Source organism: Diaphorobacter sp. HDW4A (assembly GCF_011305995.1).
Lineage (GTDB): Bacteria > Pseudomonadota > Gammaproteobacteria > Burkholderiales > Burkholderiaceae_C > Diaphorobacter_A.
In genome coordinates, this window is the sequence record NZ_CP049910.1 from 590350 (window position 1) to 601238 (window position 10889).

Consider the following 10889-nt stretch of genomic DNA (forward strand, 5'->3'; position numbering starts at 1 on the left):
CGCTGTTCTGTCTCCATGCGGGAGAAGGTACCTCATTTCCATATTTGCCGCTTGCACGGCATTTGGATCAGGTCCGTACGGTTTTCGGAGTCTCGTGCCGAAGGATTCTAAATCATGATCACCATGACGAATCTCTTGTAACCATGGCCGCAGACTACGCACAGTCCATTCGGCATATCCAGCCCAAAGGCCCTTACTACCTGCTTGGTTGGTCGCTTGGAGGAGCGTTGGCGTCGTTGGTTGCAAACCAATTGGAGACTCAGTGCGAGCACGTCGCAATGCTGAGTCTTGTTGATCCACTCATTCCAGGAACAGATGAAGCTCAGGAGGAGAACTGGAAGGAGTCGTTACGAGAGTTTGTTGAAACAGTGCTACCGAATTCGTATATGAATCGATTTGATGAGTTAATAATGCGTGCCGAGAACAGCGCTGAGGAGACTGTCGCTGGCATTTTGAGAGAGTTGGTTGCAGATGAGAAAGCGCCGGACGCGATTGCACTACCTAAGTTGGAGATGGGCATAGCAGGCGTTGGGCCAGACTTGCTGGCGCGAGGTTTTTGCGTAGCAAGATATCTCCGAGAACTGGCTCGGTCTATTGACGCGCTGCCCCCGACTTTTGTTGCTCCCCATTGTTGGTGGGATTCGAATCGTCCAGAAAGCCATCGACTGGCGCTGTATGCGCAACTGGGGCAACCCGCAGCATCGACAGAACTGGTGTCCGCACATTCGGAAATGATGAATGATGACGCGCTTTCGATGGCTCTAGTACAGTTACTGTCTTAAAAACCGGGCGGTCTCAAATCTGGAGTGCAACACCTTGCCCCTCTGGTAAGGTGTAACGATGACTAGAAAATTCCAACAGATGCAAGCCGAAGAGCGCATGGCGCTGGCGGCGATGAAGCTGCAGGGGATGTCCCTGGGGAGCAGGGGCATTGAAGCGCTCAACCGCAAGCCCAACACCAGTCGCAAGAAAGCCGGCGAGCAGATCCATTCGTACCTGCTGCGCGAGCTGACGATCGATCGGCCCGACCAAGTCTGGGCAGCCTGCGAAGAAGCTGTCTACATGAGGCTTGCTGTGGGTCAAGCGGTGCTGCCGCTTGGCTTGACCTGTGAGCGCCTTGCTGCGGATCTCTTGCTCGATCTTGTACAGCGCGCCGATGCGCCGCAGCGCCTCGGCGGCTGCCTGCGGTTCAGCACCCCGATGGCCAGTGCAAACTCCCCCGTCTGTGGCCACCCCAAGCTCCCCCAGGCAAGGACGGCGGATTATGAAGGCTCGGTGCTGAGGGCCAGGCGGCTGGCGGCCTCCTTGAGCCACACAAACCTGGGAGTTCTGACCATCCCCAGTTGCCAGGTTTGATCAGTGTTCATCGGGGTTGTGGCAGTTTTGCAAGGCCGACTACAGAGCGGGCGGCGGCGCCGTGGATAACGCTACGCCGCAGGGCTCCACTTAACCGAGGGGATTTCCAGTCCAAGCAAACGGGGCCACCTCTAAGTTGGAATTGCCGCATGGCGCGCCACGACAAATATCAGAAGCGATATGTCGTACTCAGGTTGACCGTTCGTCTGACCCCCGGATAGTAGCCATAGGCGAAGGATCCAACATAATCTTTATTAAGTGCGTTGTTTATGTTCAACACGGTAGACCATTGCTTCGCATCGTAGCGGATCGCCACGTCCATCAGCGTATGCGACGGAATGGTCACGAGGTTCTCACTGTCAGCGTAACGCTTGCCGACGTGGCGTACTCCCATACCGAAGCCGAGCCCGCGTAGATCTCCACCCTGAACACGGTAGTCCAGCCAAGCCGAAGCCATCTGTTGGGGTACATTGACGGGACGTTTCCCAAGATCTATATCGTTGCTGCGTGTGACCTCAGTTTTGCTCAAGGTATATTGCGCGGAAACGTTTAATCCTCGGGTTATCTCCTGCTTGACTTCCACTTCCAAGCCGCGTGACAGGATCTCGCCAGTCTGAACCGCGTAGCCCACATGATCCGGGTCGGTTGTTTGTACGTTCGTTTTACTCAGGTTGAATAGCGAGGCAGAGATCAGACCATTGCCCTGATTAGGTTGGTATTTCACACCCACTTCATACTGCTTCCCGCGGGAAGGATCGAAGCGTTTGCCCGAAAAATCCGCACCGGTCTGAGGCAGGAACGATTCAGTGTAGCTTGCATACGGCGCCCATCCGGAGCTCGTGAGATAGCTTATTCCCAGGCGTCCTGTGACCGCTGAGTCATTAACCGAAGTGCTGGTGCCAGTTAGGTGGTCACTGCTGCGGGTTTGGACTGAGTCATGACGTAAACCCGCGTTCAGGCGCCAATGCTGTCCCAACTTCATCTGGTCTTGGATATACACGCCGGTTTGCCGCTGAACGTCTTGTGAGTCGGAATACGCTGTTTGCGGTTCGGATACGGCGAGACCATAGAGTGGGGATAGAACATTCAATCCCGGCGCCGCGCCAATTGTGGCCTTGGCTTTGTAATTGATTCGAATCCAGTCTAGGCCCAATAGCGTTGTATGCTCAATACCGCCAAGCTGGAACCGTCCCATCAGCTGATTGTCAATGGCCGTGTGACGCATCGACTCATAGTGGCCGTAGGCATCGCGCGTCATGTTTCCCAGGGTGTCTGCGCTTTCGACGCCCCAGCCCCATACGAACCGGGTGTCGACATTGTTCGACGCCGTGCGCATGTTTTGACGGAACGTCCATGTGGCGTTGAGTCGATGCTCAAACTGATACCCAAGACTCCATTGCCGTTGGTTGTGTCGATCAAAAGCCGGCTCACCGGTTAGCACTCCGGAGCGCTGTTGGCCCGGTCCTAGATACTCGGTCGCATTTGTCCCCGCGCGGATATCCAGAAAATCAGAAAGCAGAGTCAATGAAGTGTCATCAGACTGACGCCAGGTAATTGACGGAGCCAAGTAGACGCGCTTCGTACGTTTATCGTCATAGTTTGGATAGTCGTTTTGTGGTTGATTGTCACGGCCGAGTGCAATCAGTCTATACATCAAACTTCCGTCCTCTGAGAGGAGGCCCCCTACGTCAGTTGCCAACTCTCGTCGGCCGAAGTTGCCGATTTGAACCCGTACTTCATTGTTGGGGGCTGCATCGGGGCGCTTACTTACGCGCGCCACTACGCCACCAGCATCGCCCTGGCCGTACATAACCGATGACGGACCGCGAAGAACTTCAATCCGCTCCAACCCATAGGGTTCGTTCTGCTGGCTTGTGTAACCACTTCCCGGCTGGCGCAAGCCATCTAGATAGCTGGCAGAGTAGATGTTCTCAAAGCCACGGATGGTGAACCACTCAAAGCCTCGATCATCGCGACCGTAGGTTTCCGCAAGAACACCAGGCACATAGCGGATGGCTTCGATGACCGATGTTGCTCCGCGCGCGTCAAGCTCCTCCCTAGTGATCACCGAAACTGACTGCGGCGTTTCAAGGATCGAAGTGTCGGTTTTTGTTGCGGTGGAACTACGCTTCGCTACATAGCCTTGCACCGGTCCTGTCGCCGTTTCCTGATCAGCTCTTGCCTTAACAGACACTACCGGTAATGTGGCTTCCAGAGGTTCATTTTGAGTATCCGCGGACTCGGCAGCGCAGGCAATGCTGGTGACAAATAACCCGAGAAGGCCCGCTTGGAGCGCGCGCGCGATTGGGGTGAGTTGTGCGACAGGCACCTCTCTTTCATACAGATTGCTGAGATTGAGCATGGCTAGTTAGCTTGGTTGGAGGATAAAGTGCTGGGGAGGAGGCAAGAGCAGGCCCAATCAGAGGGCGCTAACTGCCATTCGTTGCTTGGGAGACTGTGTCGTTGAAAACAAGGCTTCACCGATCTCGCCCGTACGCACCGCAGTCACTGACAGCAGCGTGTCACTCAGGCCGTGTGTTGGTTCGCTGGCGCCCTGCACGAAGATCGCCGGGTGGAAATCGGGAGCGGTCTGGAGACGATAGTGACGGTCGATTTCGAAGCTGCCGAGATGCGGAGCCAGGGAGGTGAGCACGGTCTTGTGGTACTCGCGCTCGTAGCCTGTCGCCAGTACTACTGCGTCATAGCGGGTGGTGCTGGTTCGTTCGCTGTTCAGGTCATGCAGCGTCAGGTGCACGCCGTCGTTGGTGGCACGGACATCCCTAACCTCATGTCGGCGCAGGAATTGGTGGCGTGTCTCTGCCTTGACCTTCTGTTCGTAGAACACCTTGAAGATCTGCTGGATCAATTCCAGATCCGGGCAGGCGTAGTTCGTATGGCGAAACTCGCGCAGCAGTTCAACGCGCTCGGCCGGGGTGCGGCTGAACATGTGGTCGACGAAATCGACGTTGAAGATCTCGTTGACGAAGGGACTGTCGTCGGACGGCTTGATCGCCCGGGCGCGCATGACGAGGTCGACCTGGGGAGTGTTGGGCCGGCCGTGGAGATCCATGAAAATCTCGGCAGCGCTCTGGCCGGCGCCGATGATGGCGATCTTCTGGGCATCGGGATTGGCTGCGATGCTGCGCAGGTAGTTGTGGGAATGAAAGACTCGCGGATCGTCCTTGAAGGGACGGAAGCACTCGGGCACATGAACGGTGCCGCCAACGCTCACGACGAGGTTGCGGGCCAGGCGCTCATGCACTTCGCCGGCCTGGTCGCGTGAGCGCACGCGCAGCAGGGCGACTTCGCCGCCGCGCTTCTCCGGCAACACCTCCACTACGTCCTCGCCATAGACGCAACGATCCTCGAACTGGGCCGCAGCCCAAGCGAAGTAGTCACTGAACTCGTGGCGGCTGGGGAAGAAGGTTTTCAGGTTGATGAAGTCCTGCAGACGCTGCTTTTCGTGCAGGTAGTTGACGAAGGTGAAGCGGCTGGTCGGGTTGCGCAGCGTGGCGAGATCCTTGAGGAAGGAGATCTGCATGTGTGCGTGATCAAGCACCATGTTCGGGTGCCAGGTGAAGGCGGCTTGCCGTTCGATGAACAGTGAGCTGATGTTGTGGGCGCCGGTCTGCCGCTTCTCGTCCAGGGCGATGGCAAGCGCGATGTTGGATGGACCGAAGCCGATGCCGATGAAGTCATGAATGAGCATGCCGCACTCCTTTGTCAGGTTGGGTTGGCACCACATGGGTGCGCCAAGTTGCCGACCACATGTCCGGCCGGATTACAGATACCTAGACGGGGTGCCCCGGCGTTTGTTTAGTCGACCAGCCTGAGTGCTTTCTTCGGGGGGTGGTTCTTAAACAATCGAGCTGGTTGTTCGTCTTGCATGCGTGATGTGTCGATCTGTCTGGAGGGTTGAGCGCCCTCCTTCGTGATCGGGCACGGAAGTGCTGCTGCGTTGCCGTCGCGTCGGGGCGCTCGGGTGCGGGCATGCGGGTCATTTCTTCCTTCAACTTTTTTGGCGATTGGGCGCAGATGGCAAAGACGAAGCTTGTTTACATTTGGTCGTTGAGGAATGCGGCGGCCGACAAGGCTGGGCAGTACATCGAGTACAAGGGGGAGCGGCGTTACATGAAGTCGCCGCTCGAGGACCTGGTCGAAGCCTTGAATGGGACGGGGCTGGGGGATGCCTACTCCCTGGAGGCGGTCGTGTTTGACGACGACGAGGAGTCGGCTCGGGACGGGGTGGCAGTCAAGGACTACGGCTTTTCGTATCAACCTGGCAGGCAGTGGTTCTATCCGCCGGCGCTCGAGGTGGGTGGGCGGCGGGTGAACGATCTGCTGTGTGCCATCCCTTCGACATACCGCCGGCTGCCCCTGGACGCGGCTGAGCGTGTTGCGGGCAAGAGCGCTTTCGAGGCTCGCCTACTGGACAAGTTGCTGACGCTGGGCGCGGAACTCGTGGTGCTGGACGGATTGCTGGTGATCCTCGATGAACTGGTGCGTCCGGGCGCGCCGTTCGACCGCAAGATCGTCAACATCCACCCCGGCATCACCCGGATCGAGTCGCCTTACGAGCGCCGGGGTGCCTATGCAACCCTCGATGCGCTGCATGGGGCAAAGGGGAAAAAGGTGGTGAACTGGCAGACGATGGAGGTGAAGCCAGTGCCGGTGGTGGACATGACCGGGGCATCGTTTCACTACGTCGATAACGGTATCGATTCCGGCGAGGTGATCGTCGACGTGCTCAATACCCGGATCGATCCGCGGGACACCATCCTGGAATTGCGCTGGAACAATTTCAACAACAGCCTGTTCCCGGCGCTGCGGCAGGGGCTGGCGCACATGGCCGGGCTGTCTGACGTGGTTGGGAACGAGCCGGCATGATCACGTTCTTCAATGCCGATCACGTTCATCACCAAGGCAAGCTGGAGATGTTCCGTGGCGAGCTGGTGCCGTGCTTCGAGGTCTTGGCGCGAGCCGAGCGCGTTCTAGACGAACTGCAGCGGCGTCGACTGGGTGCCATCGAGGCGCCGTTGCCTTGCGGCGATTCTGCGTTGTACCGGGTTCATGCGCCGCGCTACGTCGATTTCCTTCGCGGCGCCTGGGACGAGTGGGTTGCCCTGGATCCGGCGCACGGGAATCGTGATGCGCTGCCTTCGGTTTGGCCGGTGCGGCAACATCGCAGCGACGTCCTGCCCGAGAACTTTGCGGCACGCATGGGTCTGTTCTCATTCGATGTGGGTACGCCGCTCACCAGCGGTACTTGGTGTGCTGCGCGTGGTGGTGCGGCGTGTGCGCTGTCTGCCGTCGAATGCATCCGCTCAGGCGCAAAGTCGGCCTTCGCGCTGACGCGTCCGCCAGGCCATCATGCCGGCCATGACTTCTTCGGGGGCTACTGCTTCTTGAACAACGCCGCCATCGCGGCGCAGGCGCTGCGCGACGGCGGTGCGGAGCGGGTGGCGGTGCTGGACGTCGACTACCACCACGGCAACGGCACGCAGAGCCTCTTCTACGAGCGTGCCGATGTCTTTTTCGCGAGCATTCACGGCGATCCGCGAACCGAGTACCCGTTTTATCTCGGCTATGCCGACGAGGCGGGGGTGGGGGCCGGATGTGGCTTCAATTTGAATATTCCGTTGCCGCGAGGAACCGAGCTCCCAGTCTGGCGTGCGGCGCTGGCGGATGCGCTGCGCGCCATCGGCGACTTCCGCGCCGATGCCCTGGTGGTGTCGCTGGGGGTCGATACCTTCGAGGCCGACCCGATCTCCGGGTTCCGATTGCGCAGTGACGACTACCTCCGGGTCGGCGAGGACATCGCCCGCGCCGGGCTGCCCACGGTGTTTGTGCTGGAAGGCGGCTACGCGGTAGAGGAGATCGGAGTCAATGTGGTGAACGTACTGGAAGGGTTTGAAGCGTGTTCTTCTTGAGCGGGTTGTCGGGAGTGGGGCGAGGCGCGCTTGCATGGCGCGCTTGGGCGTTGATGCTTTGTGGCGGGCTGCTGCTGTTGGCGGGGGGCTCGCATGCGAAGGAGCGCGTGCCGTTGGAGCAGTCGGTTGTGACAGGTGTCGAAATTCGGCGCACCACGGATGGCATTCCGCATCTGCGGGCGGGCAGTTGGCGTGAGCTCGGGATCGGCGTTGGCTATGTCCAGGCGCAGGACGCGCTGTGTACCTTGGCCGAAGCGTTCGTCACCTACGAGGGGAGGCGCGCCTGGTTCTTCGGGGCCGATGGCAGGCCGGCGCGGGACTCCACCTTCGGAAGGCCGAAGAATGTCGATCTGGATTTCTTCTTCCGCGCCTTCGCTGATGACGTCGTGTTGGCCCGTTACCGGGAGCAGCATCCGCCCGAGCTGAATGAACTCATCGACGGATTTGCTGCGGGTTACAACCGCTATCTTGCGGATGCTCGCAACGGCCGTGCTCGGGCCGTCGGTCGGTCATGCCTGAAGCAAGCTTGGGTTCGGGACATCACGGCGGACGACATTCATCGGCGCATGTATGCGGCCCAGATTGCCGCGGGCTATGCCAAGTTCGTGACCGAGATGGCCAACGCCAAGCCCACGAAGTCCGCAGCAGTGGCTGAAACGGGGAAGGGGGGCGATACAGCGCTGCGCGCTCGGCTCGCCCAAAGGATAGGCACGCAGCCCGGCATTGGCAGCAACGTCCTCGCTTTCGGCCGCGAGGCCACGGGGGGTGACGGAGCAGTGTTGTTTGGCAATCCTCATTGGTATTGGGGCGGGCCGGATCGCTTCTACCAGATGCACCTGACGATCCCCGGCAAGGTCGATGTGGCGGGTGTCGCCTTTCTGGGTGTGCCGGTGGTCATGATCGGTTTCAACGATCATGTGGCCTGGAGTCATACGGTCTCGGAAGCACGCCGTTTCGGGCTGTTCGATGTGGCGCTGGATGAAGCCGATCCGACGCGTTATCGGGTCGATGGAAAGACCGAGGAAATGATGGCGTACGAGGTTGGCGTTGACGTGCGTGGGGATGATGGGCGCGTGCGCCGCTTGACACGCACCTTCTATCGAACCCGTTTCGGACCGATGGTGGATCTTGGTGACCACAACGCCGCCTTCGGCTGGGGCTCGGCCCACGCATTGGTCATTCGGGATGTGAATGCGGAGAACTTTCGCATCTTCCGCAATTTCTTCTACTGGAATCAGGCGAAGTCGCTGGATGACTTCATCGCGATCCAGCGCCGCGAGGCGGCCGTGCCATGGGTTAATACGGTGGCCATTGGCCAAGGGGACGGGCGGGTCTGGTACGGCGATGTCGGAGCGGTGCCCAATGCCCCGGACGATCTGCGCAAGGCGTGCATGACGCCGCTGGCAACGGGCTTCGCGAATGTGGATCCGCTCACTCCCGTCCTCGACGGCAGTCGCTCGGCCTGCGATTGGCGGGCCGATTTGTCCGCGGTGCAGCCGGGTGCCATGCCGGTTGCTGCATTGCCCTGGCTGCTGCGCGAAGACTATGTGGCGAACATGAACGACAGTTACTGGCTCAGCAGTGTCCGCCAGCCGTTGGAAGGGTTTCCTTCACTGTTGGGTGGCGAGCGCCAGCCGTTGGGGCTGCGGGGTAGATTGGGGCACCACATGGCGCTTGATCTGCTCCAGTGGCAGGCCGCATCGGCCGAAGCCCTGAGTCGCCGCGCGATGAGGGACGTGCTGACGCCACGGGCCTATTCGGCCGAACTGTTCAAGGATGAGGTACTCGCCCAGGCTTGTGCTCAGCGGTTGGTCCAACTGGATGCCGCCGCGCTGAAGGCAGCGGGGCTGGATGGGCTGGTGAAGGTTTCGTCAGCGGTGCGCAAGGTCGACATCGGACGGGCTTGCACAGTCCTGCGCCGCTGGTCGAACAAGGCCAATGCTGACGACCGTGGTGCCTTGCTTTGGGAGGCGCTCTGGGCTCGCCTGGAGCAGATTCCGGCCGACGACCTCTACGGGGTCGCGTTTTCCGGCGACGCACCCTTGGATTCGCCTCGCAAGCTGCAGGTGGGCGACGGACGGGCGACCAAGGCTTTGGCTGTGACCGTGCTGGAGTTTGGTGCCAAAGGCTGGCCGTTGGATGAGGCGTTGGGTAACCGTCGCTTCGTGGCAAGCGGCGGGCATCGCTATCCGATCTATGGCGGATGTCATTCGGCGGGCTATTTCACCGTGGCCTGCGATGATGACGGTGGCAACCGAATGGGGCCGGACTCCTTGGCGAACAGCTACCTTCAGGTGGTGCGCTTCGGTTCTTTCGGAGTGGAGGCCCACACGCTGCTTGCACACGGCCAGGACGAAGCCGCAGTGGTCGGCGGTCAAGGTGCGGCCCCGGTTGCCCGGTATGCCCGCAAGGCTTGGCTGCGCTTCCCGTTCCGTGAGGACGAGATCAGGCGCGATCCAGGGTTGAAACGCACCGTACTGCAGCGCTGATAGAAGGCGCGCTTGCAGAGAAAAATGGAGCGGAGTTGAATCCGATGAGCCGGGCTGCGCCGTGTCGCATTGCTGGCACGGTGGCGGTTCTGCGGTGGGGGTAGGGTCTGGTTGGGCCTTTCTCCCGCGGATTCGCCGTTGCAGCGACGCCTTTCATTTGCCCTCCTCCATCGGAAGCCTCGTGTCGGCCGTCGATCTGGCCATTCACCAACAGGTTCATGCGCTCTACAGTGACCACCACGGTTGATCGCACGGGTCATCATCCGGGCGCGATGACCGGGGTGGATAATTTCAATCTGGCTGTCCCGTCGGACCAAGGTATCGACCGTCTGCGCGGTGCGCCGGTGCCAGCGGGCAGGCGCCACAGTAGTCCTGACCAGGCACACGGTAGAACAGGCAGCACTGACGGTGCAGGGTGATGGTGCTGGCTGCCCCATCCTCGACATGCACCGCCGTGCGCTTCCGGCCGTAAAGGGGATTGGGACGGCCATCGGGATGTGTCGGCTGTTGCAGCAATGTTTCCCGGTCCGCGGCGATGTGATCGGCGTTGTTGGTCAGTGCCAGCGCCTGCTCGAGAATGACCTCCAGGTAGCGTGCCGCGTTGCCCCAGAGAATCTTCTGCGCAAGGCGAGTCTGCCGGCCGATGGCCTTGAAGAGCGGGTCGAGGTGCTCCTCCAGCAGCGGGGCATAGCGGGTAGTTGCCGGGGTGCCGGGCATCGCGTGGCCTTCATGCCTGATGTGAAAACGGACGGGGGTGCCGATATCGTTCAGGCTCAACGCAACGTCGTCCGCGTGCATCGGAAATCGGTGTTGCAGCACGCTTGCCGCGGCGGCGGTCGGTGGCAGCAAGGCCCACAGGTAGTCCAGGCTCCAGGCGGAGGCCGCAGCGCGCAGGTCATTGCCTGTGACGCCGAGGTGGGTCGCGTAGCGCCGAATCGCATCGCCAAGCAGCGAGTCGTGGCTCACCAAGCGGGAGATGGGGACTCCCTCGGACGGCCAATGGGAAGCCAAGGCGAGCGTCTCGCCATGGGCGGCCCATTCACCCTGGAACAGAGGCGCGAGCAGGAGAATCAATGGGCTTCCCCCGGATTGGTGCTGTTCCTTCGTTCGCGAA

6 protein-coding genes and 2 pseudogenes are annotated in these 10889 nt (G+C 60.4%); 4 read left to right on the forward strand and 4 right to left on the reverse strand.

Translation table 11 applies throughout. The features are described from left to right. Nucleotides 1–11 precede the first annotated feature (11 nt). Nucleotides 12–782 (forward strand): annotated as a pseudogene (locus G7047_RS02560) (alpha/beta fold hydrolase); the annotation flags it as partial. A gap of 214 nt (nucleotides 783–996) precedes the next feature. On the opposite strand, the pseudogene G7047_RS02565 reads toward G7047_RS02560, so the two are convergent. The 3 genes and pseudogenes from G7047_RS02565 to G7047_RS02575 all read right to left on the reverse strand — a co-directional run. Next, nucleotides 997–1200: pseudogene (locus G7047_RS02565) on the reverse strand (transposase); the annotation flags it as partial. Nucleotides 1201–1525: 325 nt separating this feature from the next. Continuing rightward, nucleotides 1526–3718 carry a TonB-dependent siderophore receptor gene (locus tag G7047_RS02570; protein ID WP_166300434.1) on the reverse strand — a complete coding sequence of 731 codons (2193 nt, stop codon included), beginning with the start codon at nucleotides 3716–3718 and terminating at the stop codon, nucleotides 1526–1528. Nucleotides 3719–3775: 57 nt separating this feature from the next. Beyond that, a complete protein-coding gene (locus G7047_RS02575; RefSeq protein WP_166300436.1) occupies nucleotides 3776–5065 on the reverse strand; it encodes a lysine N(6)-hydroxylase/L-ornithine N(5)-oxygenase family protein in 1290 nt (429 codons plus the stop codon). A 326-nt stretch (nucleotides 5066–5391) separates the two neighbouring features. On the opposite strand from G7047_RS02575, the gene G7047_RS02580 reads away from it, so the two are divergent. From G7047_RS02580 to G7047_RS02590, 3 genes are read left to right on the forward strand one after another with little or no spacing between them, the layout of a single operon-like run. Further along, complete coding sequence (locus G7047_RS02580) at nucleotides 5392–6243, forward strand: formyltransferase family protein (RefSeq protein WP_166311825.1); 852 nt, start codon at nucleotides 5392–5394, stop codon at nucleotides 6241–6243. Then, entirely contained in the window at nucleotides 6240–7286 is a 1047-nt protein-coding gene (locus tag G7047_RS02585; protein WP_166300438.1) for a histone deacetylase family protein, read from the forward strand. Before G7047_RS02580 ends, G7047_RS02585 begins: the two co-directional genes overlap by 4 nt. Then, entirely contained in the window at nucleotides 7274–9775 is a 2502-nt protein-coding gene (locus G7047_RS02590; protein WP_240939347.1) for a penicillin acylase family protein, read from the forward strand. The genes G7047_RS02585 and G7047_RS02590 overlap by 13 nt, the downstream gene beginning before the upstream one ends. A gap of 291 nt (nucleotides 9776–10066) precedes the next feature. On the opposite strand, the gene fhuF is transcribed toward G7047_RS02590, so the two are convergent. After that, nucleotides 10067–10849, reverse strand: coding sequence for a siderophore-iron reductase FhuF (fhuF, locus tag G7047_RS02595; RefSeq protein ID WP_166300440.1), 783 nt, complete (start codon nucleotides 10847–10849; stop codon nucleotides 10067–10069). Nucleotides 10850–10889 lie beyond the last annotated feature (40 nt).

Excerpts from the sequence above, each read along its gene's own strand:
- G7047_RS02570 (WP_166300434.1), bottom strand. The coding sequence starts at position 3,718 with ATGCTCAATCTCAGCAATCTGTATGAAAGAGAGGTGCCTGTCGCACAA.
- G7047_RS02580 (WP_166311825.1), top strand. The coding sequence starts at position 5,392 with ATGGCAAAGACGAAGCTTGTTTACATTTGGTCGTTGAGGAATGCGGCG.
- G7047_RS02585 (WP_166300438.1), top strand. The coding sequence starts at position 6,240 with ATGATCACGTTCTTCAATGCCGATCACGTTCATCACCAAGGCAAGCTG.
- G7047_RS02575 (WP_166300436.1), bottom strand. The coding sequence starts at position 5,065 with ATGCTCATTCATGACTTCATCGGCATCGGCTTCGGTCCATCCAACATC.